This window comes from Ruegeria sp. BHSC276, assembly GCF_059612945.1.
Genome location: NZ_JBXWRP010000003.1, coordinates 71,140 through 97,547, shown reverse-complemented (window position 1 = coordinate 97,547; position 26,408 = coordinate 71,140). Strand labels below are relative to the sequence as shown.

At 57.9% G+C, this 26,408-nt stretch carries 24 protein-coding genes and 3 pseudogenes; 15 read left to right on the top strand and 12 right to left on the bottom strand.

Features of this window, described 5'->3' with window-relative positions; translation table 11 throughout:
- Positions 1–3: 3 nt before the first annotated feature.
- The 3 genes and pseudogenes from AC2FMD_RS04170 to AC2FMD_RS04160 form a co-directional block, all read right to left on the bottom strand.
- The gene (locus AC2FMD_RS04170) at positions 4–228 is read right to left on the bottom strand and encodes a hypothetical protein (protein WP_496794714.1); all 225 of its coding nucleotides are present in this window, start codon (positions 226–228) and stop codon (positions 4–6) included.
- Positions 229–256: 28 nt separating this feature from the next.
- Positions 257–808, bottom strand: a pseudogene (locus AC2FMD_RS04165) (IS6 family transposase); the annotation flags it as partial.
- A gap of 200 nt (positions 809–1,008) precedes the next feature.
- A complete protein-coding gene (locus AC2FMD_RS04160; protein ID WP_496710959.1) occupies positions 1,009–1,233 on the bottom strand; it encodes a hypothetical protein in 225 nt (74 codons plus the stop codon).
- Positions 1,234–1,433: 200 nt separating this feature from the next.
- On the opposite strand from AC2FMD_RS04160, the gene AC2FMD_RS04155 reads away from it, so the two are divergent.
- Positions 1,434–1,961: a Dps family protein gene (locus AC2FMD_RS04155; protein WP_496683479.1), complete on the top strand. Its 528-nt coding sequence runs from the start codon at positions 1,434–1,436 to the stop codon at positions 1,959–1,961.
- 44 nt (positions 1,962–2,005) lie between these two features.
- On the top strand, positions 2,006–2,290 hold the full coding sequence (locus tag AC2FMD_RS04150; protein ID WP_496710961.1) for a sll1863 family stress response protein: 285 nt from the start codon (positions 2,006–2,008) through the stop codon (positions 2,288–2,290).
- Between the two features lie 23 nt (positions 2,291–2,313).
- Here the strand turns inward: AC2FMD_RS04150 and AC2FMD_RS04145 are convergent, their stop codons facing one another.
- On the bottom strand, positions 2,314–2,559 hold the full coding sequence (locus tag AC2FMD_RS04145; RefSeq protein ID WP_496710962.1) for a hypothetical protein: 246 nt from the start codon (positions 2,557–2,559) through the stop codon (positions 2,314–2,316).
- A 41-nt stretch (positions 2,560–2,600) separates the two neighbouring features.
- The gene (locus AC2FMD_RS04140; protein WP_496742703.1) at positions 2,601–2,873 is read right to left on the bottom strand and encodes a DUF2254 family protein; all 273 of its coding nucleotides are present in this window, start codon (positions 2,871–2,873) and stop codon (positions 2,601–2,603) included.
- 787 nt (positions 2,874–3,660) lie between these two features.
- Here AC2FMD_RS04140 and AC2FMD_RS04135 point away from each other — a divergent pair.
- The 3 genes from AC2FMD_RS04135 to argE are packed head-to-tail and all read left to right on the top strand — an operon-like array spanning position 3,661 to position 7,399.
- Positions 3,661–5,034: an aspartate aminotransferase family protein gene (locus AC2FMD_RS04135; protein ID WP_496794713.1), complete on the top strand. Its 1,374-nt coding sequence runs from the start codon at positions 3,661–3,663 to the stop codon at positions 5,032–5,034.
- A 10-nt stretch (positions 5,035–5,044) separates the two neighbouring features.
- Entirely contained in the window at positions 5,045–6,229 is a 1,185-nt protein-coding gene (locus AC2FMD_RS04130; RefSeq protein ID WP_496683486.1) for a M24 family metallopeptidase, read from the top strand.
- 3 nt (positions 6,230–6,232) lie between these two features.
- A complete protein-coding gene (gene argE, locus AC2FMD_RS04125; protein WP_496794712.1) occupies positions 6,233–7,399 on the top strand; it encodes an acetylornithine deacetylase in 1,167 nt (388 codons plus the stop codon).
- A gap of 81 nt (positions 7,400–7,480) precedes the next feature.
- Here the strand turns inward: argE and AC2FMD_RS04120 are convergent, their stop codons facing one another.
- On the bottom strand, positions 7,481–7,957 hold the full coding sequence (locus AC2FMD_RS04120; RefSeq protein WP_496742701.1) for a MarR family winged helix-turn-helix transcriptional regulator: 477 nt from the start codon (positions 7,955–7,957) through the stop codon (positions 7,481–7,483).
- A 210-nt stretch (positions 7,958–8,167) separates the two neighbouring features.
- Between AC2FMD_RS04120 and ectA the strand changes: the two genes are divergently transcribed.
- The 4 genes from ectA (at position 8,168) to AC2FMD_RS04100 (ending at position 11,918) form a co-directional block, all read left to right on the top strand.
- Positions 8,168–8,698 carry a diaminobutyrate acetyltransferase gene (gene ectA / locus AC2FMD_RS04115; RefSeq protein WP_496742700.1) on the top strand — a complete coding sequence of 177 codons (531 nt, stop codon included), beginning with the start codon at positions 8,168–8,170 and terminating at the stop codon, positions 8,696–8,698.
- A 64-nt stretch (positions 8,699–8,762) separates the two neighbouring features.
- Complete coding sequence (gene ectB, locus AC2FMD_RS04110; protein ID WP_496742699.1) at positions 8,763–10,052, top strand: diaminobutyrate--2-oxoglutarate transaminase; 1,290 nt, start codon at positions 8,763–8,765, stop codon at positions 10,050–10,052.
- Between the two features lie 4 nt (positions 10,053–10,056).
- Positions 10,057–10,449 (top strand): ectoine synthase, encoded by a 393-nt coding sequence (locus AC2FMD_RS04105; protein ID WP_496742698.1) that lies wholly within the window; start codon positions 10,057–10,059, stop codon positions 10,447–10,449.
- A gap of 32 nt (positions 10,450–10,481) precedes the next feature.
- A complete protein-coding gene (locus AC2FMD_RS04100; protein WP_496742697.1) occupies positions 10,482–11,918 on the top strand; it encodes an aspartate kinase in 1,437 nt (478 codons plus the stop codon).
- Positions 11,919–11,973: 55 nt separating this feature from the next.
- Here AC2FMD_RS04100 and AC2FMD_RS04095 read toward each other — a convergent pair.
- Positions 11,974–12,444, bottom strand: a pseudogene (locus AC2FMD_RS04095) (IS6 family transposase); the annotation flags it as partial.
- Between the two features lie 211 nt (positions 12,445–12,655).
- Positions 12,656–13,363 carry an IS6 family transposase gene (locus tag AC2FMD_RS04090; RefSeq protein WP_010442732.1) on the bottom strand — a complete coding sequence of 236 codons (708 nt, stop codon included), beginning with the start codon at positions 13,361–13,363 and terminating at the stop codon, positions 12,656–12,658.
- A 59-nt stretch (positions 13,364–13,422) separates the two neighbouring features.
- On the opposite strand from AC2FMD_RS04090, the gene AC2FMD_RS04085 reads away from it, so the two are divergent.
- Entirely contained in the window at positions 13,423–14,055 is a 633-nt protein-coding gene (locus tag AC2FMD_RS04085; protein WP_496794711.1) for a tyrosine-type recombinase/integrase, read from the top strand.
- A 224-nt stretch (positions 14,056–14,279) separates the two neighbouring features.
- Here AC2FMD_RS04085 and AC2FMD_RS04080 read toward each other — a convergent pair whose 3' ends face one another.
- From AC2FMD_RS04080 to AC2FMD_RS04065, 4 genes are all read right to left on the bottom strand, one after another.
- A complete protein-coding gene (locus tag AC2FMD_RS04080; RefSeq protein WP_496794710.1) occupies positions 14,280–15,662 on the bottom strand; it encodes a metal-dependent hydrolase family protein in 1,383 nt (460 codons plus the stop codon).
- A gap of 546 nt (positions 15,663–16,208) precedes the next feature.
- Positions 16,209–16,925, bottom strand: coding sequence for a HupE/UreJ family protein (locus tag AC2FMD_RS04075; RefSeq protein ID WP_496794709.1), 717 nt, complete (start codon positions 16,923–16,925; stop codon positions 16,209–16,211).
- Between the two features lie 278 nt (positions 16,926–17,203).
- The gene (locus AC2FMD_RS04070; RefSeq protein ID WP_496794708.1) at positions 17,204–18,028 is read right to left on the bottom strand and encodes a peptidyl-prolyl cis-trans isomerase; all 825 of its coding nucleotides are present in this window, start codon (positions 18,026–18,028) and stop codon (positions 17,204–17,206) included.
- Positions 18,029–18,355: 327 nt separating this feature from the next.
- The gene (locus AC2FMD_RS04065) at positions 18,356–19,375 is read right to left on the bottom strand and encodes an AraC family transcriptional regulator (protein ID WP_496794707.1); all 1,020 of its coding nucleotides are present in this window, start codon (positions 19,373–19,375) and stop codon (positions 18,356–18,358) included.
- A 113-nt stretch (positions 19,376–19,488) separates the two neighbouring features.
- Between AC2FMD_RS04065 and AC2FMD_RS04060 the strand changes: the two genes are divergently transcribed.
- The 5 genes and pseudogenes from AC2FMD_RS04060 to AC2FMD_RS04040 all read left to right on the top strand — a co-directional run bounded on the left by AC2FMD_RS04060 (position 19,489) and on the right by AC2FMD_RS04040 (position 26,314).
- On the top strand, positions 19,489–20,919 hold the full coding sequence (locus AC2FMD_RS04060; protein WP_496794706.1) for an arylsulfatase: 1,431 nt from the start codon (positions 19,489–19,491) through the stop codon (positions 20,917–20,919).
- Between the two features lie 89 nt (positions 20,920–21,008).
- Entirely contained in the window at positions 21,009–22,952 is a 1,944-nt protein-coding gene (locus AC2FMD_RS04055) for a DUF3604 domain-containing protein (protein ID WP_496794705.1), read from the top strand.
- Complete coding sequence (locus AC2FMD_RS04050; RefSeq protein WP_496794704.1) at positions 22,949–23,926, top strand: SphA family protein; 978 nt, start codon at positions 22,949–22,951, stop codon at positions 23,924–23,926. Before AC2FMD_RS04055 ends, AC2FMD_RS04050 begins: the two co-directional genes overlap by 4 nt.
- A 67-nt stretch (positions 23,927–23,993) precedes the next feature.
- Complete coding sequence (locus tag AC2FMD_RS04045) at positions 23,994–25,949, top strand: DUF3604 domain-containing protein (RefSeq protein WP_496794703.1); 1,956 nt, start codon at positions 23,994–23,996, stop codon at positions 25,947–25,949.
- A 3-nt stretch (positions 25,950–25,952) separates the two neighbouring features.
- A pseudogene (locus tag AC2FMD_RS04040) lies at positions 25,953–26,314 on the top strand (DUF302 domain-containing protein).
- Positions 26,315–26,408 lie beyond the last annotated feature (94 nt).

Sequence of the window (26,408 nt, the reverse complement as noted above, 5' to 3'; positions counted from 1 at the left end):
CTCCTAGTCTGCGTACTGCAACGACATTCTGGTGATCTTTCCGTCTCCGTTCCACCAATAGGAATAGTGGACGACCCAGCTCAGCCAGTTCACCTCTGTTTTGGCGTAGCCGTTGGATTGCTCCAAGATTTCCCGATGTCGAAAGGTGTCGCCACCTGGGATTACTTCCCGCGCCGCCCAAGCCCGAATGGCGTCTTGCCCATTGAAGGTGCGCGAGACATCGATCATCTCAGCGTCTTCGGTGAAGCACGCCATATAGGCGTCGATGTCTTTGGCGTTTGCGCTGTCTTGGTAGCAGGCAATGGGACCAGGAAGCTCTTGAGTAAGTGCTGGCTGGGCGAGAAGAGCCAAGACAAATATTCGACCAGCGCCCCGTTTCCTGGCGATGGCCAGCGCCAACTTCCTTCAGTGCAGCGCCATGGGATCTGAGTCTGTCGGTCACGATGACTTCCGGGCGTCCGTGCTTGCGCATTGCTTTCTTTAGAAATTTCAGCTCGGCCTTCTTGTCACGCGTCTTCGTGACATAGCTTTCAAGAACCTCGCCCTCGTGATCCACCGCTCGCCAGAGGTAATGGTGTTCGCCATTGATCTTCACGAACATCTCGCCGAGATGCCAACGCCACTAACTGGTGCACATACCCTCGATCCGCCGCTTCCGGATCTCGGCGGCAAACATCGGGCCAAACCTGTGCCACCAAAATCGTACGGCTTCGTGGCTGACGTCGATGCCGCGCTCGTGCAACAACTCTTCCACGTTCCGGAGCGACAGCGGGAACCGAACATACAGCATCACGGCCAGGCGGATGATCTCGGGCTAGGTCTTGAAACAGCGAAACGGCGAGCGTTTGGTCATGGCTGGACGCTACAAAACCGCCTTCCCCCCCCCAAGCCGGTTTCCTTTGACAGCACTTCTGATCATGTCGCGAGGCCACGCAACCGCCCTGCCTGCCTCAACCTGAATCCCTCTGACAAGTCCTCTGAAAATGCCCCTCTACCACCACTGGCAGGTCAATCGGAATCGTCGACAACGCGAAATTCGCCTGAAGGAATCTCCTTCGGCGGCTCTTCGAATTCATCCGTGTTCAGTCCTCTTCGGATCAGCTCGCGAATGGCAGCTGCGCGCGATGGAAGTCGGTTTTCAAATCGCCAGTCATCAATGACCTTCAGCTCTTCAACATCCAGCATCAGCTGCAGCTTTTCGGTGCGCTTCGGTGGTCGATCTTGATTGGGCATCGTTCCTCGCTCGCTTATGTATCACATCACTTACTCCACATACGTAAGGCAATGAACCTCCTTGACATCAGCTTTTAGGTAAATTTCCGCCTCCAGCGCTAGTCAATCTAGATCAGCAACAAACACAAGAAGCACAAAATACATACCTTAAATATATGTTTTTATTTGATTTTTCTCTATCGCAACCCTAGTTGTCGTGAATGACCGAAATAGGGAAAGGGAAAAGAATGACACAGCAAGTTCTGAAAACCGAACCCCAGAACGAAATGCATGATACCGGTATCGACAAGAATGAGTGGATATCAAACGCAGTCACCGAGGTTCTGTGTGACAGCGTTCTGTTGATGATAAAGACGCAAGGGTACCATTGGAACGTGGTCGGCCCCTTGTTCGTACCGATCCACGAATTGACCGAGAGACTGTACCGCGACTTGTTCGAGGCCATCGACGCATTGGCCGAGCGTATTCGAGCCCTGGGTCAGATCGCTCCCTTGTCCGTCACAGACATGGTCAGCCAAGCGCATTTGACCGAAGAAGAAACGATCAGGGACGCGCATGGCATGATGGAACAGTTGATCTACGATAATGAGTCGCTGGCGCGCAGGTTGAGAGAGACTGCTGCTCTTGCATCACGTCACGGCGACGGGGCCACGGAAGATCTCATGAACACTAGAATGGCAAAACACGAAGAGGCGGTATGGATGCTGAAGGCCATCGCGACTGCCTAAAAGAAGTAAGTGTAAAGTTTTTCTTACAGGTGAAGGACAAAGCGATGACCACACGCAAAGAATTCATTCAAGCAGCAAAAGCACAACTGGACCGTTGGGATGCGCAGATCGAGGAACTCGAGGCGCGCTGGAAGAAGGCAGAGGCCGACGCCGAGATGGAATACGAGGATCAATTGAAGAAGATCCGCAGCAAGCGTGGCGAGGCGAAAGAGCAAATCGACAAGGTTCAAAAATCCAGCGACAACGCTTGGGATGATGTCCGGCTCGGATCAGAGAAGGCATGGAAAGAAATTCAAGAGGCGATCCAGAAGGCGGCAACCCGCTTCTGATAGAGCCGGAACGGTTCAGGCGTTCAACGATTGGAGCTAATCCTCGAAGCCATATCCGGGGCCGCGGCAAGAACGCGGTCCCGGTCTTCTTTAAATGCCAAGTCACGATCCGAGAAGGCCAGTGCGCGAGCAGATGCCTCGCGGGCAGCCACTGCCACTTCGGTCTCTTGGCTATGCGCCAGTCGCCACAAAGCCGATTGCTGGAACAGATGAACTTCGAACTTGTCGCCGGCATTCAGTGCGATGGCGTCGAATGCGTCTTTCAACAAACTCGCTGCCGCGATCGGCGGAACGCCAACGTGAATGCAACTCAATTTCCTGGCGAGGATGTTTCGGAGGTCAAGGGCAACAACAACCGCAGCAGCCGTCCCATGCTGGAAATTGCGGTCGTCGGATCGTTGATCCCTGGTGACAGCGCCCGTTGGGCAATTTCAAAAAGGACCTGGAGACTGAAACGCGGGTCCTGATCGAAGCTGCGCTCTGCTCCGACCAGAAAAGCATTCCTTACCCGTTCCTCATCCAGCTTGCCGGAAGTGCTAGCCAGTGCCTGGTTTTCAGGAACGAATGTGCCCGGGAGCACCATGACCTAGACACGGCCATTCTTGGCAGCGGCACATTCTTCCAGCATTCCGACATCGATGTGCTGAATGTATCCTGACCGGTCCGAGACAACGGCTGTCGCGGAGTTGGGGATGGCGTCACCCATCAGGAACATCACGGCATTGCACGGTGTTGACCTGTCTCCATAGGCAGATTTTCGTCGGGCCCCATTCGCTCATCGAGTTCTCATAGACAGCCACATGGTCGTGCCCCAATTGAAACAGTCCGAAAGCATCAACAGTGACGAAGATTCCGCCTCCGCAATAGGTAATGTGACGCCGGGCTTCATCGGCTTGCACGTCTGCAAAGGCCGTCGTGTCAAGTCATGGTAAAAGAAATGTGCCATCGTCCTGATTGAGGCATTGCCAGACGACTCGCAACCGCCCCCCTTGCCCACCCTCTTGGGCAACCGGAGGACACAATTTTTTTTCTGCAAGTAGAAAGAATTACCATAGCGCCGCCGAGATCCACAACCGAACCGACATCAGGCTTTCAGAACGATTTGCTCTGACAAGATCCCGGTTCGAACTACAGCGGTGAAAGAGGCGTCTCAAAGGCGACCGAGCAGACACTGAAGGGGATGCCAATTTCAATTGCGGCTTGCGCTGTTTCGTGCTTCCATCGCGTCGCCCTGGCAATAAAGGCATTGCGCGCTGCTGTTGGGGTGAGCGGAGCCAGTCTGCTCAGGTTGAACCGTTTCGGTTCAATGCGTGCAAACGGCTCCTTTCATGACAACCGGCGGCGCGCCGCCTGAACACGTAGGGTAAGCCATGCTTCACAATGACCAACTTGAACAGTGGGACCGCGAGAACTTTTTCCACCCATCGACGCATCTGGCGGAATTCGCACGGGGCAACCTGCCGCATCGGGTGGTGACCGGCGGCACCGGCTGCCATATCGAGGACCGCGACGGCAACCGTCTGCTGGATGCCTTTGCCGGGTTGTATTGCGTGAATGTGGGCTATGGCAGACCCGAGATTGCCGAGGCCATTGCCGATCAAGCTCAGGAGCTTGCCTATTACCATGCCTATGTCGGCCACGGGACCGAGGCCTCGATCACCCTGTCCAAAATGATCCTCGACCGCGCGCCCGCGCATATGTCGAAAGTGTATTTCGGCCTGTCCGGTTCGGACGCCAATGAAACCAACATCAAGCTGATCTGGCACTACAACAACATCCTCGGACAGCCTGAGAAAAAGAAGATCATCTCGCGTTGGAGGGGCTATCATGGGTCGGGTCTCATGACCGGCTCGCTTACGGGGCTTGAGCTGTTCCACAACAAGTTCGACCTGCCACTGGCCCAGGTGATCCATACCGAGGCGCCCTACTATTTCCGTCGCCCGGACCCGGCGCAGGACGAAGCCGGGTTCGTTGCCCATTGCGTGGCCGAGCTGGAGGCGCTGATCGATCGCGAACGCCCCGACACGATCGCTGCCTTTGTCGGCGAGCCGGTGCTGGGCACGGGCGGGATCGTTCCACCTCCTGACGGGTACTGGGAAGCCATTCAGGCGGTGCTTGAAAAGCACGACATTCTGCTGGTCGCCGATGAGGTCGTCACCGGATTTGGCCGGCTGGGCACAATGTTCGGCTCCGAGCATTACGGACTGCGCCCGGATCTGATCACGATCGCCAAAGGGCTGACTTCGGCCTATGCACCGCTATCGGGTTCCATCGTATCCGAAAAAATGTGGAAAGTTCTGGAACAGGGCACCGACGAAAACGGCCCGATCGGCCACGGCTGGACCTACTCTGCCCATCCGATTGGCGCGGCGGCCGGGGTTGCCAACCTGAAGCTGCTGGATGACCTCGGTCTGGTCGAAAACGCCGGGACCGTGGGGGCATACCTGAATGCGGCCATGCAGAACGCGTTGGGGGATCATCCCAACGTCGGCGAGGTGCGCGGCGAGGGCATGCTGTGTGCGGTCGAGTTCGTGGCCGACAAGGCAAGCCGTACCTTCCTTGATGCTGATGCAAAGATCGGCCCCCAGATTGCCGCCAAATTGCTGGAGCAGGACAGCATCATTGCCCGCGCCATGCCGCAGGGTGACATTCTGGGCTTTGCGCCACCCTTCTGCCTGACACGGGACGAGGCGGACCGGATCGTCGCAGCTACCGCGCGCGCGGTCCGAGCGGTTTTGGGTTGAGGAGGCGTCCATGTCGCATGCCAACGCACCATTCAGCCAAGCGGAATATCAGCGCCGCTTGGCCAAAACCCGCGCCGCCATGGCGCGGGCGGGATTGGATGCAATCTTTGTCACCGATCCGTCCAACCAGGCCTGGCTGACCGGCTATGACGGCTGGTCCTTCTATGTCCATCAGGGCGTAGTTCTGACGATGGAGGGCGAACCGATCTGGTGGGGGCGCTACATGGACATGATTGGTGGGCGCCGCACCTGCTGGATGCAGCATGACAACATCCTTGGATATGCCGACCATTTCGTTCAATCGACCGACGTCCACCCGATGCAGGATCTCGCGGTACATTTCAGAGCGCGCGGTTTGGACAAAGCCCGGATCGGCGTCGAGATGGAGAACTACTACTACTCGGCCAAGGCGCATTCGGTTCTGGTCGCAGAGTTGCCGGACGCCGAGTTTCGGGATGCCACTGCGCTTGTGAACTGGCAAAGGCTGGTCAAGTCCGACGATGAAATCGCCTTTATCCGCAAGGCGGCGCGGATCACCGACAAGGTGGTCCGAACCGCGATCGACCGCGCCGCACCCGGCGTGCGCAAGAACGACCTTGTGGCCGACATCATGTATGCCGGCATCACCGGGATCAGCGACGACTGGGGCGACTATCCGGCCATCGTTCCGCTGACACCATCCGGCCTTGACGCAACCGCCGCCCATCTGACCTGGAACGGTGCCCCCATGCGCGAGGGCGAGGCAACCTTTTTCGAACTCTCGGGGTGCTACCGCCGCTATCACGCACCGCTGTCGCGAACGGTGTTTCTGGGCCAGCCATCCGATGACATGCTGCGCGCCGAAGAAGCGCAGCTTGAAGGTGTCGCCGCAGGCTTGGAGGCCGCGCGCGCGGGAAACCGCACCTGTGACATCGCCAATGCCTTCATGAGCGTTCTGGAAAAACACGGAATCGAACGGTCGGGGCGCATGGGCTATCCCGTCGGCCTCAGCTACCCGCCCGACTGGGGCGAACGCACGGCTTCGATCCGCAGCGAGGATGAAACGGTTCTGGAGCCGGGCATGGTGTTCCATTTCATGCCGGCGCTCTGGATGGAGAGTTGGGGGTTGGAGACAACCGAAACCATCCTGATCCGGGACACCGGCGCGGCTGAACCGCTGTGCAGCATCGACCGCAAGCTATTCGTAAAGACCTGATCCATGCTTGAAGAAACCAAGCGCATTCTGAGCGACCTGATCGCCTTTCCCTCGGTTTCGGTCGACAGCAATCTGGCGATGATCGGATACATCGCGGATTATCTGGACGGGTGCGGTGCGCAGGTTGAGATCTTTCACGACCCCACCGGCCTGAAGGCCAATCTGTTCGCCACGCTTGGCCCGGATGTCGATGGCGGGCTGGTCATGTCCGGACACTGCGATGTGGTTCCCGTCACAGACCAGGAGTGGTCTTCGGACCCGTTTCAACTGGTTGAACGCGATGGGCGTCTGTACGGGCGCGGAACCTGTGACATGAAGGGATTCGTCGCTGCAACCCTTGCCATGGCGCCGCAATTCGCCCAGACGCCCCGCAAGGCGCCGATCCACTTTGCCTTTACCTACGACGAGGAAACCGGCTGCGTCGGCGCGCAGCACCTGGCGCGCCTTCTGGCCAGGCGTGGACGGCGACCAGCGATGGCCATCATCGGTGAGCCGACGATGATGCGAGTGATCGAAGGCCACAAGGGCTGCTTCGAATACACGACCCGGTTTCAGGGGCTCGAAGGGCACGGATCGGCCCCGGATCTTGGCGTGAATGCCGTGGAATATGTCGTGCGCTATGTGGCGCGACTTCTGGAGTTGCGCGAGCAACTGAAATCCATGGCGCCTGAAGACAGTCGCTTTGATCCGCCCTGGACGACATTGAATGTCGGCGCGCTGCATGGTGGCAGCACGCACAATGTCATCCCGCCAAAGGCGCAGGTCGCGTGGGAAATGCGGCCGGTTCAGCCCTCGGATGCGGATTTCGTCAAACAGGCGATGGCCGAGTACTGCAACGATACGCTGCTGCCTGCCATGCGGGCGGTGTACCCGGAAGCCCGCATCGAAACCGACATCATCGGCGAGGTTGCCGGGTTGGTCCCGGTTGAGGGCAACGAGGCGAGGCGCCTCTTGTCAAGGCTGACCGGAGCCAATTCGGCAGATCTTGTGCCCTTCGGTACCGAAGCCGGAATCTTTCAACAGCTTGGAATGGACGTGGTGGTCTGCGGCCCCGGCAGCATCGAGCAGGCCCACAAGGCGGATGAGTTTCTTTCCGTCGATCAGTTGTCGAAATGTCTGGAGCTTTTGGAAAAGGTAAATCAGGCCTTCGCGACAGGTGGGGCCGACTGACGACGTTGCTGTCGGCACCGAAAGCCGTGCGCCGAACCGGAGTTCAGGCTCCACGCGTCGGGTGCATTTGACAGTCTGGCGCTATGATAAAGTCAGCGATTCACCGGTGTCCAGAACGGGCGCCGCGTCAATATCCTCGGCATCCAACATCGCAGCGACACGTTCAAGCGCGGCGATCAATGCGGCTTGCTCCCAATCCTCTAGGGCGTCGAACTTTCTCACGAACCGTTGCTGCAGCGGGTCCGGTGCCTGAGCGATTGCCTGCTTGCCCTTCTCGGTAATCACGATGTTGGTCTGCCGCCGGTCGGTCTGCGACTTTACTCGCTGCACCATGTCATGACGGACCAGCTTGTCGACCAGCGAGGTCACGGTCGCTTGCGAAATGCGCATGCGCTGCGAGATGGCGGTAGCCGTGCATTGGCCGGTCTCGGCCACGATCTGCAGAACCCGGAACTGGGCGGCGGTCAGCCCCACGGATTGGGCCAGTTCCCGCCCGAACAGGTCGGTGGCGCGCAGAATGCGGCGCAAGGCAACAAGGCTGGCATCGATACGGTCCATCGCTGATTACTGGCAGAGCCGGCATGAATTTTCAATATCCGGCCTGAGCAATTTTTATTCGAAGACCGAAACACATTTCGCCACTCGACCTGATATTAGCTAAAGAAATTCTGCTTTTTTGCCATACTTGTAAAAATTTAAGGCTGGGTTGAATTTTGCGATGCGCACTGTTACTTAGCTTTTCAAAGTAATAGAAAGGCAGTGAGACCCATGAAGCACGCAAGAGAGTTGTTCAAGAAGCCAACCCCTCAGATCCGTCAGCCCGCCGCCGAAGACGGCGTGGCCATCTGGGAACTGGTGCGGGCGTGCAAGCCGCTCGATGAGAACTCGATGTACTGCAACCTGCTTCAATGCGATCACTTCAAGGACACATGCGTGGTGGCCGAGCTGGACGGTGAGATCGTCGGCTGGGTGTCCGCTTATATCCTGCCCTACGACCTCGAAACGGTGTTCGTCTGGCAGGTCGCCGTGGCCGAAAGGGCGCGCGGACTCGGTTTGGGCACGGTGATGCTGAGCGCACTGCTGCAGCGCGATGCCTGCCGCGATGTGACCAGCCTGCAGACCACCATCACCCGCGACAACGCGGCCTCGTGGGCGCTGTTCCGCAAGTTCTCGAAATCTCGCGATGCGATCCTGAAAAGCCAGCCCTATTTCACTCAGGCCCAGCATTTCAGAGATCTTCACAGCACCGAATTCATGGTCACGATTGACCTGCCTCAGGCCGCGAAACTGGCGGCCTGACCGGGGGCGCGACCAGATGTGGCGCCTGCCCCTTTATCCCCTTCCAATCCCAAAAGGACTTGATATGCCGACTGATACGTCAGCCGAAGCAACTGTATTCAAACGTCGTGAATCCAAGGCGCGCAGCTATTGCCGCAGCTTTGACACCATCTTTACCCGGGCGCAGGGGTCCGAGCTAACCGATGCCGAAGGCAACACCTATATCGATTTCCTGTCCGGCTGTTCGTCGCTGAACTACGGCCATAACGACACAGATATGAAAGTCGCGCTGATCGAGCATATCACCTCGGACGGTCTGGCCCACGGCTTGGACCTGCACACCGATGCCAAGGCCGAGTTTCTGGAGGCGTTCGAGCGCCATATCCTCAAGCCGCGCGGCATGGATCACAAGGTGATGTTTACCGGCCCGACCGGCGCAAACGCGGTTGAGGCGGCGTTGAAACTGGCGCGCAAGGCGACGGGCCGGAACAATATCATCGCATTCACCAACGGCTTTCACGGCGTGACGCTGGGCGCCTTGGCCACCACCGGAAACGCGTATCACCGCGAAGGCGCAGGCACCACGCTGAACGGCGTGACCCGGATGCCCTATGACGGATTTTTTCCGGGCGATCACGATGCCGCCGATTTCCTCGAGGCCATGCTGAAAGACAGCTCCAGCGGGATCGACGCCCCGGCGGCCATTCTGCTGGAAACCGTTCAGGGCGAAGGCGGCCTGAACGCGGCCAGCCCTGAATGGGTGAAACGCGTGGCGGCGCTGGCCCGGGAACATGGTACCTTGCTGATCATCGACGATATCCAGGCCGGCTGCGGCCGGACCGGCGGGTTCTTCTCGTTCGAGGACATGGGCATCACCCCCGATATCGTGACGCTGGCAAAATCGGTGTCGGGCTTTGGCCTGCCGATGGCCCTGATGCTGATGCGACCGGAATACGACCTGTTCGGCCCGGCCGAACACAACGGCACGTTCCGTGGAAACACCCATGCCTTCGTCACCGCCCGCGTGGCGATCGAGAAATACTGGTCGGATGACACGTTCCGCAAACAGATCGACGCCAAGGCGCGGATCCTGACCTCGGCCCTGGCCGAAGTGGCCGCGCTGGTGCCCGGCGCCCGGCTCAAGGGGCGCGGCATGATGCAGGGCGTCGATGTCCAGTCCGGCGATCTGGCGGCCGATATCTGCAGCCGCGCGTTCGACCGGGGCCTGATCATCGAAACCTCGGGCAGCGAGGATCAAGTGGTCAAGGTGCTGGCGGCGCTGACCACCCCCGACGAGACCTTCCGGCGCGGGCTTACGATCCTGCTGGATGCCACGCGGGACGCGATGGAAACCAAGAAAATGGCGGCGGAGTAAGATCATGATTGTACGCGATTTCAACGACATCATCAAAAATGACCCCGATCGGGTCGTCTCGGATGCGCAGTGGTCATCGGTGCGGATGCTGCTGGCCCAGGACGGGATGGGATTTTCCTTCCACATCACTTTTCTCGAGGAAGGCTCCGAGCACACGTTCGAATACAAGAACCATTTTGAAAGCGTCTATTGCATGCAGGGATCCGGCTCGATCACGGACGTCGCTACCGGCGAGACCCACCACATCCGGCCTGGCGTCATGTATGCGCTGGACAAACATGACCGTCACATCCTGCGCGCCGACGAAGAGTTGGTCATGGCCTGCGTATTCAACCCGCCGGTCACCGGCAAGGAAGTGCACCGCGAAGACGGCTCTTACGCATTGGAATCCACCTAAAGAGGCCCCGGCGTGCGCCGGGTGAAACATCCGTGACTTTTCCTGAACACACCGTCGAGAAGATCGGCGGAACATCGATGAGCCGTGTCCGCGAACTGCGCGATACGCTGATCATCGGCGACCGCAAGGGCGCGGACTTGTACCGCCGAGTCCTTGTGGTCTCGGCCTTTGGCGGCATCACTAACATGCTGCTCGAACACAAAAAATCGGGCGAGCCGGGCGTCTACGCCCTGTTTGCCAATGACGACAGCGATCACGGCTGGCTGGGCGCGCTGACCCGCGTGGCCGACGCGATGTCCCAGGCCCACAACGCGGTTCTGGACAATCAAGGCGACCGCGCCTTGGCCGAAGATTTCGTGCGCGACCGTATTGAGAGCGCCCGCAGCTGCCTGTTCGACCTGCGGCGCCTGTGCTCGTACGGACATTTCCGCCTGTCCAGCCAGATGATGATCGTGCGCGAGTTGCTGGCCGGGCTGGGCGAGGCGCATTCCGCCTTCGTCACCACGCTGATGCTGCGGCGCGCCGGGGTGAATGCGCGGTTCGTCGATCTCAGCGGCTGGCGCGACGAAACCGAATATTCGCTGGAAGAGCGGATTTCGCGCGCCCTGGCCGATGTGGACCTGACCCGCGAACTGCCCATCGTCACCGGTTACGCGCAGTGCCGCGAAGGGTTGATGCGCGAATATGACCGGGGGTATTCCGAGGTCACGTTCTCGAACATCGCGGCCCTGACCAAGGCGACCGAGGCGATCATCCACAAGGAGTTCCACCTGTCCTCGGCCGACCCGGCCCTCGTGGGGGCGGACGCCGTGCGCAAGCTGGGGCACACGAATTACGATGTCGCCGACCAGTTGTCGAACATGGGGATGGAAGCCATCCACCCCAACGCCGCCAAGATCCTGCGCCAATCAAATGTCGCCCTGCGCGTCACCAACGCGTTCGACCCGGACGATCCCGGCACGCTGATCGACGACCAGCCGGCTCAGCAACCGGCGGTCGAAATCATCACTGGCCTGGACGTTGTGGCGCTGGAGCTATTCGAGCAGGACATGGTGGGCGTCAAAGGCTATGACAGCGCAGCACTCGAGGCGTTGAAACGCCACAAGGTGCGCATTGCGTCGAAAACCTCGAACGCCAACACGATCACGCATTATGTCGAAGCCTCGCTGAAGACGGTTCGACGGGTGATCGCCGACATGGAACGCGCCTTCCCGTCGGCCGACATCAATGCCCGCTCGGTCGCGATCGTGTCGGCGATCGGGCGCGACCTTTCCGGGCTTGGCTGTTTCAGCGCCGGGTTGCGGGCGCTGGAGGACGCCGGGATCGACGTGATCGCCGCGCACCAGACAACACGCAATGTCGACATTCAGTTCGTCGTGCCCCGGGAAGCCGTCGAAAGCGCGATCAAGGCGCTCCATTCCACGTTGATCGGATCAACTGAAACCACCAAGCTTGATGAAGCCGCATGAGGGGTGCTGCCAGACCAATTCGAACTCGTCTCTACGAGGGCAGGATCACTGCACCTTATTCGGCGCAGAGACCGCGCCACTCGGCGAGAGCAGCGGCTCGGGTCAGCTTGAAATTTGGTTTGGAGGAGAGGCTGCGCTTCGAATTGAACAGGTTTAGGACCGAGGCGTGGACGGCGGCGAACTTCTGCAAACTTCGCATTCGCCGAAATCGCAACATCGCCCGCTCCCGTCGTCGGTATGGCAGGTGCGAATTCTCAGCGCGGTTGTTCAGGCAACGGCCTGTTTCCAGGCGATGGCCTGCGCCAATTTCCTTCAGGGCAGCCCCGTAGGACCTGAGTCTATCGGTCACGATCGCTTCGGGGCGGCCGTGCTTTCTCATTGCTTTCTTTAAAAATTTCAGCGCAGCCTTCTTGTCACGTGTCTTCGTGACGAAGCTCTCCAGAACCTCGCCCTCGTGATCGACGGCCCGCCATAGGTAATGGCGTTCGCCATTGATCTTCACGAACATCTCGTCCAGATGCCACCGCCGGTGCTGTCAGACGAATTCGAACTCGTCTCTGTTAGGCCAGTGAAGCTGTCCTTTATCCCGCGCCAAGTTCGCGCCACTCGGCAAGTGCGGCGCTGCGTATCAGCTTAAAGGTGTCTCGGCTGGAGAGCGATCTTTCCTGGTTGAAATGGTTGTAGGGTGCTGTCAGACGAATTCGAACCAGTCTCAGTTTGCCGCGGAAACCGCGAACCTATCCGGAACAAAGCTGACGCCACTCGCTAAGAGCGGCGGCGCGGGTCAGCTTGAAGGTGTCTCGACTGGCTAGCGATCTTTCCTGGTTGAAGTGATTGTAGACAGAGGAATGGACGGAGGCGAATTTCTGTAGACTTCGCATGCGCCTGAAACGCTGCATCGCGCGTTCGCGTCGTCGAAACGGCAGGTGTGAATTCTCGGCGCGGTTGTTGAGCCACCTGCCCGTCTGTTGTTTTTCGAACGCGCCTATTTCTCTGAGCGCAGCCTTGTAGGAAGCGAAGCGATCTGTGACGACCTCCTTGGCGCAACCGTGCCGTTTCATCAATTTCCTGAGGAATTTTAGTGCTGCAGCCTTGTTTCGGCGCTTGGTGACAACTGCTTCCAGCACTTCACCTTCGTGATCTACTGCACGCCACAGATAATGTCGCTTGCCATTCACCTTTACGAAAACCTCGTCCACGTGCCACTTCCATTTCGAGAACGCGCGCAGCTGCTGCACACGCTTCCGTCGGATCTCAGCTGCAAACATTGGACCAAACCTGTTCCACCAATATCGGACGGTTTCGTGGCTCACGTCGATGCCTCGCTCGTGCAACAGATCTTCGACATTTCGAAGCGAGAGCGGGAAACGGATGTACAGCATCACCGCCAGGCGGATGACCTCGGGACTGGTTTTGAAGTACTTGAAAGAGGCAGGTTTGGTCATGGGCAAAAGCTACGCAACCGTCCTGCCTGCCTCAAGACAAGTTCTTCTGACAAGACCTCATGTCCAAAGTCCAACTTCCCGCTGTCAAACCGAAACGCCGCCCGTGGAACAAAGGGCGGCTTGTTGGCCAGAAGCGCCCGCTGCTCCCAAAGCAGGTATGGGCGATTCGCACCCGCCTCGAAATGGCGGGGAATCTCCGGGACCTAGCCCTGTTCAACCTCGCGATCGACAGCAAGTTGCGTGGCTGCGATCTCGTCCGGTTGAAGGTCGCCGAATTCGTGATTGGGGGCAGTGTCCGCGATCGTGTCTCTATCATCCAAAGCAAGACACAACGACCAGTCCAGTTCGAGGTCTCTGAAAACATGCGTGAGTCCATCTGGAACTGGGTTTCGTCTCCTGAGATGTTCGGGTGTGTGTTTCTGTTTCCCAGCAGGATCCATGATCGACCGCATGTATCGACCCGGCAGTACGCGCGGCTTGTCCGGGACTGGGTGTCCGCGATCGGCTTGGACCCGAGCGGATACGGCACGCATTCGCTAAGGCGCACCAAAGCCGCTCAAATCTATCGAAAGACCGGCAACCTTCGTGCGGTCCAGCTCCTGCTCGGACACACCAAGGTAGACAGCACGGTTCGATACCTTGGGGTCGAGCTCGAAGATGCGTTGGCAATCGCCGAGAAGATCGACATGTAAACGATCGGCGAACGGCATAAGATGCCGTTCGCTTTCTGAAACCAGACGGTCAGCCAAGGCCTCGCCAACGACGGGTGAGAGCCCTTCCCGACCGATGCAGCTTTTGTCACGAACGGGCAGAATGCCGACTGAGCAGACATCCGACTAAATCGGTTGGAAGACGGTTCGGAACCCAAAATGACTGTAGGAATAGGCGGTTTCACATCGAGCCGCCCAATACTTTGTTAGTCCAGAGTGTTCTTGTAGATAACACCGTCTTTCATGATGACGTCGAAATTGTTCTCCGGATCGCTGACGAGGTCGAGGTTCTCCAGCGGGTTGCCGTCAACGAGGATCAAGTCGGCGTAGGCGCCTTCTTCGACCACGCCGAGCGGACCCATCGGATAGGGCGTGAGTTTCTGCCCGAGTTTCAGCAGTTCCGCGTTGTCGCAGGTCGCCATCTTGAGCGCCTCGTAGGGCGTGAACCATGTCTGCAACTTGGCAAGCTGTGCGCCCTGCCGCGCGGCCAGATCGGCGCTGAAGAGCGTGTCTGTGCCAAAGGCGATCTTGACGCCGAGTTCCTTTGCCGTGCGATAGACGAAATCGGTGCCGTCCGTAACGAACTTGTACTTCGCCTGTTGGAACGTGTTCAGGGTCGGGGCGTCCTCGTCGTCGAGGAAGGGCTGCATACTGAGCCAGACATCGTTTTCGACGAAGCGTTGCAGCGTCTCGCGCGTCGACATGTGCCCGTGCTCGATGCTTTTGACGCCTGCGTCGATGGAATGGTTCACCGCCTCGTCATTGATCGCGTGGGTCATGACGTAGGTGCCCCAGTTCTCCGCCGCCTCAACCGCCGCTTCCAGCTCCGCAAGCGTGAATTGCTTGGTGTGGATCGGGTCGTAGGACGAGGTTACACCGCCACCGGCCATCAGCTTGATCTGGGTCGCGCCCTGCATCAGGTTCTCGCGCACGCGCTTGAGAACGACCGGGATCCCGTCCGCTATGTAGAACATGTCGGAGGTTTCCATGGGATGCAGCTTGTCTGGCGTAGCAGGCACATCCTTGGTCTGGCGAAAATCCTGATGGCCGGCGGTCTGCGAGATGCCGGGACCGGCCGGGAATACCCTAGGGCCTTCGATGATCCCCTCATTGGTCGCACGGGCGATGTCGAACATCGGACCGCCGGCGTCGCGCACTGTGGTGAACCCGCGGTAGAGCGTGTCGCGCTGTGCGACCGAGGCCTGAAGGTTCCAGTAGCCCTCATTGGTTGCGGCGAGTTGGGCAATTGTTGCGGTCGCAAAAACGCCATGCCAATGCGCGTCGATCAGGCCGGGCATGAGTACGCGCCCGTTGGCGTCGATCACGGTGGCGAACTCTGGCGGTTCGAGATCTGGCCCGATACGCGAGATCAGTTGGCCCGCGATGAAGACGTCCTGACCTTCCAAGAGGTCGGGAGAACATCCTGTGAAGATCTTTGCGCCGCGTATGAGCACGGCATTGGGCGTCGTGTCAGAACCGCTATCTTGGGCGAACGCGCCGCTGGAACAACCAATTGCTGCCGTGCAGAGCAGAAATGTGAAAATCCGCATAATCATCTCCAACCAAAGCGAAGCGTCGTCCTCGCTCACTGTCGAAATATCTTTCAGAATGGCAATGTGACGTCCTCGCATCCTCCACGCAGGGCCGCATAGCTCGATCCAATGAGTACAGCACATCGCAGTCGCCTCGCAACGGTCAATCGACGCGGCATTCTCAGCCTGACGCGAGGTCGGAATGGATGATCGTATTCCGTCCCGAACTATGTCCTGAATACGTTGTTGCTCAAAGGCAGCTCTCTGTGCAATCCGATCCTCGATTCAGAAGCAAGAAGCGTCCGGAATGCGCAGATAGCGGCCGTATAGAGGCGCAAGGCGAACGGCGGGAAAGTCCCGCTGAGCGGTTGTTCGGGGAAAATCGATCGATGTCCGAATTGCGGACCTTTCTGCCTGATGCTGATGCAGCAAAAACAGCCTCAACATGGCGTCAATTTTTTGGAGTCGACCGCGGCATTGCAGCGCGATGTCGCGGAAGCAGTCTTTGAACGCCGTCAACTTGGGACAGATTTGAACCGGGGGTTCGCTGCGCCAGCGTCAGATGTCGCACATGGCTTCCTCGGTAGCTTCTTCGAATTTCGCTCAAAATCCCGCAATCCGTTCAATCACCCAAAAGGCAGCCAGACTACCAATGCCGTAACTTGTCACGCGTTCAAGATTAACCGCTCGCTCTCTTATTGCCGGATAGAGAAGCCGGGCCGCGAACCCAATGGAAAGTACCACAACGATGAATAGGATCTGACCAAGTTCCACCCCGACGTTGAAGGCAAACAGCGCCAGTGGAATGTCTCCCTCAGGCAAGCCGATCTCTCTCAGTGCCCCGGCGAATCCCAGGCCATGTATCAAGCCGAAAGCGAAAGAGACAATCCAGGGGAAACGCACGGCCAACGGGTCGCGGTTCTCCGGTGAAAGCGACAGCTCATAGGCGAGGAACACGATTGACAGCGCGATCACTGCCTCGACAGGTGGAGGAGGGATGTTCAGCCAGCCGAGAGTGGCCGAAGCCAACGTGATGCTGTGCGCAACGGTGAACGCCGTGATCGCCCAGAACAACCGACTGCGATCGCGTATCAGCAGAACAAGCGCGAAGACGAAAAGCAGGTGATCGAGGCCTTCGAGGATGTGCGTCACCCCGAGCGCGACGTAGCTCGAAAGGATGTCGAGAACACCAGGATCCTCAGGTACGGTGAATGTGGTTTCGGTCGACGTCAGGCGATGCACCTGCGTCTGTCCGGGTTCCAATTCATACCGCACTAGGGTTTCCGTCCTGGTCTGCTCCAGACCGACGATCTCGATCACACCGCCCTCAAGGCCTCCTGGACAGGTAGCTACCCATGCGGTTGTCCAGGCACGTCCATCGAAGGAAGGTGACGGAGGCGGCTCATGTGAGCAGTTCCCAGGAAGGCGCGCCTCTATGGGCATCTTTTGACCGTTCACATCAGGTGCGCGCCACGTCACGCGCCAGCGCTCCTGCCCCATGGACGAGAGATCGAGATACCCTGGATCGAGCGCGTGGGCTGATGGGGACCTAGGCAGACATACGGCGAGGATGGCAATCAAAAGGAGTGGCAGCCGACTCATTGGCTCAACACCTCTTCGGCGTCGGGCAAACTCACGGTATAGCGGTTCAGCAGCGCCTGACCGAAGCTTTCACGCATCTTCTTCATCTCGGACGCGAGCCATTCGGCCTCGACACGGTCGCGGGTTTCGGACAGCGGTGGCAGAGCGGCGTCCCTTCTCTCAATTACCCGAACGAGATGCAGTCCGTAACCACTCTCGATCGGGCCCTGCCATTGTCCGACCGGCAGGTCGGCCAATGCTTCGTGAAACCCCTCTCCGAAGGTGCGGTCGATTACCGGCGCAGGCGTCATCGGAAAGGATGGTGGCAGTAGAGTAGCGGGCCCCAGCGTCGCCGGATCGCCTCCGTTCTCCAGCAGCGCCAGAAGCTCCGAGGCGTCCCTATCTCCGGGCACAAAGATCTGTTCCAAAGCAATGCGAGCGGGTTGATTGAACCGATCTGGGTTTTGTTCCAGATACGTCTGGAGCATTGCCTCATCGGGTTCCAGCATCGCGGCGCCAGATTCCGCCAGGAACTGCATCTTCTGGTTCAATCGCTGGCGGATAACCGCGTCGCCCCGATCAAGTCCGAGGGCTAGCGCCTCGCGAACATGGGCCTCTTCCAGCGCCCAGGACCGCATCAGGTTCTCAAGCTCCTGTGTCGTCGGTGCGCGGTTCCAGGTTGCGGCAAAGTTCTGCACGAGACGGTCGGCCTCGCTCTCGGTCAAACTGATGACATCAGGTGCAGGAGCAACAGGTTCGTCCCCGGTAACCGCGTAGGCCGCGAAGATCAGGGCACCAAGTGCGAAGAAATGGACGAGCGGAGAGTAGAAAACTTTGCGCATTGTCATCGGACCTTCGGGTATCATTCAGGATGCAGGCCGAACGTTCTTCGCAGAACTGGAAAATTGCAAGCCCTCCCGTGTGTCCGACGTCAGCACTTTCCGGACAGATTTAGGGGTTTGAGCAACCGAGGATTTCTGGTTCATCGAAGCCATTATGGAGCGAAGATGAACAAGAGACCCGGAGCATCGAAAGACGCTGCTGACAAGCTGCTCAGGGGTTTCAAACCCAAGACCCGTAACGTACGTCACGGAACCGACATTCATTGATCGGGCAAGACGTAGTTTGTGCCTTTCCACACCATGGTGCGACAAAGCCCAAAGGAGAGGTCAGATCAGAACAGATCTCGTGTTTCGAAATTCAAGGGGCGTAATGCCGAAATGTTTCCGGAATGCGCGGGAAAAGTGACTTGCCGTCGAGTAGTCGAGGTATAGGGCTATGGCCGATACAGTAGCTGATGTCTGAGTCAACAGTTCGCTTGCCTTGCGCATCCGAGCCGCGGTGTAGATAATTCGAAAATTGGTACCGGATCTGTCGATTCTTCGTTGGAGACTTCTTTTGCTTTTACCTGTGGCATGCGCAATGTCATCCAAGTCGATATTCTGTTCTCCCAATCTTTGCAGAATAAGTTGTTCCAAGTACTGAACGAAATTTTCGGGAGGACCTCCCCTGCAAGCCCGAACGACGTCCCCAACTGTTGTATACATTTCTGGGATGGCCGGATTGCACGCCGTCAGATCGGAATTCGGTATCTCCAAGTAAATGCAATCTCTGTCAGTGCGAACTTGAGTCCTGACGCGAGCTTCAATCCGAGCTTCGCAACTGACATCGTTCAGGTCGAGGCCGATGGACAAAGGACGATATGCTGGCCCTAGAAAATGGCGTGGCACACTCAGAAGGGAGCCCAAGGCGGCAAGAGCTGACTGGCGATAACCGGCGTTTCGTCTCTCAGCGAAAGTATACCTGAAAAAGGTCGAACCTGTTTCTTGCCTTACCTCCAGCATGTCTCTGTTGGCGTGTAGATGAATAATCCGCACCGCCCTTTCCAGAGCATTTCCAAGATTGGAAGCTTCCAAAACATAATCACCCCAAGCTCCGTACTCCGTTACGGAAAGATGCTCCGAAAGATACAATCCGAAAAGGTCGTCACCAGCGCTTCGCGCCGCAGTGTCCAGAAATCGGTTCAAGGCCGTTTCGGGAATGTAGAAACCGACTTTCTCTGAGATGTCGAGAGGCAAGCCAGCCTCCGCCAGGCACCGCTCTAACGTACGATCGCCGAGAGCATTGGTGATCAGTGTCGGAACACTTCCAAGTGCTTCGGCGACGGTAACGGGAGGCGAATAAGTCATAGGCTAAAGTTTCGAAATTTCTCTCTATTGTTGGCGCAAAATGGTTCGGCAATCAACGATCGCGTGGTTTAGCCTCCTGTAAGAACAATCGCCGACAGTATCAGGGGGGTATTGTGAAAACAGCGCGCACATTGATTTTGCTTATATTTTGCAGTTTGGGAAACGTGGCGTTCGCACAGGACAAACCCAACATCGTTTTGATCTTCCTTGACAATTTTGGCTGGGGTGAACCGGGCTTCAACGGTGGAGGCATTATCCGCGGAACGCCAACCCCGGAGATGGATGCACTCGCTGCAGAGGGCTTGCGGTTGACGAACTTCAATGTCGAAAGCCAGTGTACGCCCTCCAGAGCGGCAACGATGACAGGACGCTATGGCGTCCGTAGCGGCAATCATACAGTCCCACTGGGAGGCGGTGTCTACGGTCTGACGCAGTGGGAAATCACTATGGCCGAGATGCTCAAGGACGTAGGTTACAACACGGCCATGTATGGAAAATGGCACCTCGGCTGGTCGGAAGGGCGATATCCTACAAACCAAGGCTTTGACGAGTTCTACGGTGTTGAAACCACCGACGTGACGGTGTGGCGAACCCTTAGTGGCTTTGCCGAAGCCGGTATGGAAGAGCCAGTCGTCATGCAAGGCGTCGCAGGGGAGCATGCTACCGTGGCTCGTGACTATGACCTTGAGTATAGGGGGCTGATAGACGGGGATTTGACCGACAAGGCCATAGACTACATCAACCGTAAAAGTGGTGAAGACGCCCCGTTCTTCATTTACCTCGCCTACACTCAGACGCATTACCCGAACATCGCTCACCCTGACTTTGAAGGCGCCACAGGCAACGGCGTGTGGGCCGACATCCTGCTGCAGGTCGACACGTACCTGGGGAGGGTGAAACAAGCGCTTGAAGACGCAGGCATCGCAGAAAACACGATCGTCATTTTCACTGCGGACAATGGTCCGGAAGCGGCACGGATTGGCAATTCAAATGCCTCGCCGGTACCGATGGTGCAGGGAACCGCTGGTCCGTGGCGCGGAACGCTCTTCACCAGCCTCGAAGGCAGCATGCGCGTTCCTTTTGTCATCAGGTGGCCCGGCATGATCCCCGAAGGGTCTGCCAGCAATGAGATCGTACATTCAATGGACTTGTTTCCGACATTAGCCGCATTCGCCGGAGGATCCGTGCCGAGCGACAGAGCATTTGACGGCATCGATCAGTCGGCATTTTTCCTTGGTAGTCAGGAGAACTCAAACCGTGATGGCGTGATCGTCTACATGGGCGATCAGGTCTTCGGCGTGAAGTGGCAAGACTGGAAGGTCATGTTCAAGGAAAACGCGTCGATCTTTGACGAAACTCTGACCTTTGACACACCGCGCGTCTACAACCTGCTGAACGACCCGAACGAGAGAGAAAGCGTTCTGTTCCCGAACACCTGGGCCGTGGAAAAAGCACTGCCGCAATTGTTGGAACACGCGGCTACATTCAAAGAGTTTCCAGCCATCCCTCCTGGAACACCTGATCCGTATCAACCGCCGCAGTGACGTTCGTAACGTTCGAGATTTTCATAATCCGCCAAAAATCAACTGCGTTGCTAAGCGCACGTCAGAATATAAAATAAGGAGAAGAAACGATGAAACTTCGTTCCGTTTCAATGGCTTTTATATCTGTAGGGGTGCTTGGGACTAACGCCGTTGCGCAGGAAGCTGCGCAAGGCGGCCAGGTCGGCGAAATGACCATTTCCTCAGAAGACATGCTGGAATTGGCACCAGACGATTTCTCGCCGTACGCTGGCAGGAACTTCCCGACTAGACCGCTCTGGGGCGATACGCATCTTCACACGTCGAACTCGCTGGATGCGCGCGCGTTTGGCGTCGTTTTGACACCGGCGGACGCTTACCGCTTTGCGCGGGGCGATGAAGTGACCACATCACATGGCTTGCGCGTGAAGCTCTCACGACCGCTCGACTGGCTTGTCGTCGCAGATCATTCTGATGCCATGGGAGCAATGAATGAGATTGTCGCTGGCAACGCGACGCTGATGCGCGACCCTACGCTCCGGGATTGGAATGAACGTATTAACCAGGGCGGAAACGTCGCTCTGGCAGCGACGATGGAAGTAATTGAGACATTCGCCGGGATTACGGGAGAGTCGCTTCCCGAAGCGATTGCCGATCGTCGTTTTGTCCAGTCGGTCTGGGACGACTTTACGTCAACCGCTGACGCATTCGATGATCCCGGAACCTTCACCGCCTTCATCGGCTATGAATGGACGTCGACCGAGGCCGGCAACAACCTGCACCGCAACGTCATATATCGCGACGATGCGAGCCGTGCGCGCCAGATGCTGCCATTCACCACTGCGGAAACATTCAACCCGGAAGACCTTTGGGACTGGATGGAGCGCTACGAAGACGAAACCGGGGGACGGATCCTTGCGCTGGCCCATAATGGAAACGTTTCGAATGGTCTGATGTTCCCTGTCGAGACCAACCCCAAAACGGGCGAACCGCTCACGGGTGACTATGTCGAGCGCCGAGCAAAATGGGAGCCGTTATACGAGATCACGCAGATCAAAGGCGATGGAGAGACGCATCCGTTCCTGAGCCCGAATGACGAGTTCGCGGACTACGAGACCTGGGACAAGGCCAATCTGGGGCCTACGCCGAAAGAGGATTGGATGCTTCAGTACGAGTATGCGCGGGAAGCGCTGAAAAACGGGCTAAAGCTCGAAGACCAGCTTGGCACCAACCCCTATAAATTCGGCGTTGTCGGATCAACCGACAGCCACACCGCACTCGCGACGGCGCAGGAGGACAATTTCTTCGGCAAGCATTCCGGGGTCGAGCCGGAGCCGGGCCGTTGGAACCACCTCGTCGGCGACTTCGAAGGTCTTACGGTCCTGGGATGGGAAATGGCCGCGTCCGGCTTGGCTGCGGTCTGGGCCGAGGACAATACCCGCGCGGCAATCTTTGACGCCTTGGAACGCAAAGAGGTTTATGGGACCACCGGAAGCCGTATCGGGGTTCGTTTCTTCGGAGGATGGGAGTTTGTCGACGCAGACGCCCGGTCGCGTTTACCGGCGGACATTGGCTACGAGAAGGGTGTTCCAATGGGGGGCGATCTGCCGGATGCGCCCGCAGGAGCCAAGGCACCGACCTTTCTGGTCGCCGCGCTGAAAGATCCCTTCTCGGGCAATCTCGACCGCATCCAGATCGTAAAAGGCTGGCTAAATGCGTCGAGCGAAACTGAAGAAAAGGTTTTCGATGTGGCGTGGTCGGATGATCGCGAACCGGGACCGGATGGAAAGCTGCCGCCCGTCGGAAACACGGTCGACGTTACGACCGCAACTTTCACCAATTCAATCGGCGCACCTGAATTGATCACCGTCTGGAGCGATCCGGAGTTCGATCCGTCTTTGCGGGCATTTTATTACGCAAGAGTTCTGGAAATTCCGACACCGCGTTGGACGGTCTATGACGCTGTTCGTTTCGGAGATGAAATGTCAGACGACGTGCCAACCTCGACGCAGGAGCGCGCGTACACGTCACCTATATGGTACACGCCGGGTGAATGATAATGATTTCCTGGAGCGATCACTTCCGGTTTTCTGCAAAGCTCGGATCGGTCTTGAAAGCCGGTCCGTGCATGATAGCCGCGATGTCCGCAAGCACAAATGCGAGTGCAGACGAAGGGGGTGTAAGCTTCTGGTTACCGGGTCAGTACGCGAGCTTTGCGGCAATCCCGCCTCAGACGGGATTTTCGGTGCCCCTCGTTACCTATGCTTATTCTGGTGATGCTTCCGGCGGGCAGGAACTTGAACTGGGTGGTGAAATCCGGTTGGGCGTAGATGCACGGTATCTTGGACAGTTTGTCATTCCGACCTATAGCCCCGAAACCAAGGTTCTGGGCGGTCAAATCGCCTTTTCGCTCGCGACAATCTTCGCATCCAGTGATGTGGACGCGGATGTGACACTTGGCCCAGTCTCCGGGGGCGCATCGAAAAAGGTAACCGGGTTCGGCGATCTTTACCCCACGGTCCAACTGTTCTGGAACAAGGGTAAGGACAACTGGATGGTCTATGCAACTGGCGCAATCCCTGTCGGAGATTACGACGCAGACCGTCTTGCCAACATCGGGATCGGTCATGCCGCGATCGACGTCGGAGGGGCATATACGTATTTCGATCCGGAAAGCGGATGGGAGGCGTCGGCCACATTAGGTCTGACGTACAACTTCGAAAACTCAGACACGGGCTACACCAATGGCGAGTCCATCCACCTGGACTGGGCAATGTCAGAGTTTGTCTCGGAGAACTGGCAATTGGGTGCGGTGGGTTTTGCGTACAAGCAAATATCCGATGACAAGGGAGCGCCAGCGGCGCTCGGAGGGTTCCGATCCGAGACCTATGGTGTCGGTCCTCAAATCGCATACAGTGGAGAGATCGGAGGACGGGCGGTCTACGCAAGCCTTCGAGCCTATAAAGAGTTCGAAACCAAAAACCGAACCGAAGGGGTCGGCGGCTTCTTCACGCTGTCGATATCCTTCTAGGTGGATCGATTATCCAATCGAGTACCAATAAATTCGTACCAGAATTGATTTGTTAGGAGGAGAAAGCATGACACAGTCGAAGCGCATTGCCACTAGCGGCGCGATTGCACTACTCGCAACGACGATCCTAGCGACGGCGATGCCGGTCTACGCGCAGGAATGGACCCCGCAGGCCGAACAGCTTGCAGACACCTATCCTGCTCCCGCCTATTCGCCATATGCCGGACGAACCTTCCCTGAGCGGCCGCTGTGGGGAGAGACACATCTTCATACGGGACAATCCATGGACGCCGGTGGCTTCGGTGCACGCCTCGATCATGAAGATGCTTACCGGTTTGCGCGCGGAGAAGAGATCATCGCGTCCTCCGGCCAGCCCGTCCGATTGTCGCGCCCGTTAGATTGGCTTGTGATTGCGGATCACTCGGACGGGATGGGTATGATTTTCGACGCGCTCGCGGCGAACCCCTCGGTCACCCGCTATGAACAGGGCAAGCGTTGGTCCGACGGGTTCCGTGCGGGCGGACAGACAGCAGTGGATACCGCGCTTGACCTGATCGGAAGCGTTTCTCAAGGCGCCATCGACGAGGAAATGTTCAACAATTACATGCCCGGCTCGCGGAGGTTCGCAACGATTTGGTCGGATAATCTCAAGACGGCCGAGCGGTTCTATGAGCCCGGCATCTTCACACCAATGCTCGGATTTGAATGGACTTCGCTGGTGGCGGGGAACAACATGCACCGCAACGTGATTTTCCGCGATGGGCCGGACCGCGTTGGGCAGATTGTACCCATGGTGATGACGCCGCCCTGGGGCAGTCCCGATCCCATGGATCTCTATGCCTATCTCGAGGCCTACGAGGAGAAGACCAACGGCGCGGTGCTGGCGCTGGCGCATAACGGCAACCTATCCAATGGGGTGATGTTTCCGATCGACATCCGGTTCGACGGCTCGCCTGTCACTCAGGAGTACGTCGACGCCCGTGCCAAATGGGAACCGCTCTATGAAATCACGCAAATCAAGGGCGACGGCGAGGCACACCCATTTCTGAGCCCGAACGACGAGTTTGCCGACTATTACAACTGGGATGTCGGCAACCTCGATCTATCTGAAGCCAAAACCGACGATATGCTCGCGCGTGAGTATGCTCGCGAAGCCCTGAAGAGCGGGCTGGCCCTGGAAGCCGAGTTCGGGACCAATCCTTACAAGTTTGGCTTCAGCGGGGCGACAGACAGTCATACCGGTCTAGTGACAGCCGAAGAAGAGAATTTCTTTGGCAAGCACACCGGGTACGAGCCGTCCGCAGAACGGTTGCAGCATCCTTTCATGAAAAATGAAAACGGTGAGCTGTTTGCTTGGCAGATGGTCGCCTCAGGCCTTACGGCTGTCTGGGCGGAGGAGAATACCCGAGAAAGCATCTTCGACGCCATGGCGCGCAAGGAAGTCTACGCCACGACCGGCCCTAGGATGGCGGTCCGCTTCTTCGGCGGTTGGAACTTTGATGAGGCCGATCTGGCTTCTCGTATTCCGTCAACCGTCGGGTATTCGAAAGGCGTGCCAATGGGCGCTGACCTGTCCGCTGCGCCCGATGGGGCCGTAGCGCCGACATTCATGGTGGCCGCGCTACGGGATCCGATTGGCGCCAACCTCGACCGGATCCAGATTGTGAAGGGCTGGCTCAATGAGGACGGCACGACCAGCGAGGCTGTCTACGATGTCGCCTGGTCCGACGGGCGCGTTCCGGGCGCGGACGGCAAGCTGCCGGCGGTAGGCGATACGGTGGATGTGGCGACGGCAAGCTGGGCCAACTCGATCGGCGCATCCGAGCTTGCGACCGTCTGGACCGACCCAGATTTCGATCCGGCACGCCCGGCCTTCTACTACGCCCGGGTATTGGAGATCCCGACACCGCCCTGGTATGTGTATGATGCTTTCCGCTACGGAATCGAGATCCCCGAAGGTGCACCAACATCGCAGCAGGAGCGTGCCTACACGTCTCCCATCTGGTACACGCCGGCTGGCTGACCGATGGCGGAAATTGGGATGTCAGTAACCCTCGAACGTCTGTTTGATGGCGCAATCGAGGACGTAATGGCCGCGCTCGCGGAAGAAGGGTTCGGGGTCATTTCGCGCATCGACCTCGACAAGGCTTTCGCGGAGCAGCTTGTCACCGCTATACCATCCTTGGGGCATGCAACCCAAAACTGGCTTTCCGGGTAGTGCACGCCAGGCCCGATGTGGGTTTGCTCTTGCCCTGCAATGTTACGGTTGAGGAAGTCGAGGCCGGGTCAATCGTCAGAATCGTGGATGGTCGGGAACTAGGAAATCAGCCTAGTAATTCTTGCTGCAGTCGGACCGCACGTCCGCTTTTCTTTCCGCACCGTAGCTGACGGCTTCGGTCGGTAGCGTTGCTGCATCTGCGAGTATCGGAGCCGGAGCACTTCCGCAGTGGGCTCGAAGCCGTCTTCCGAGTTTACTTGATTA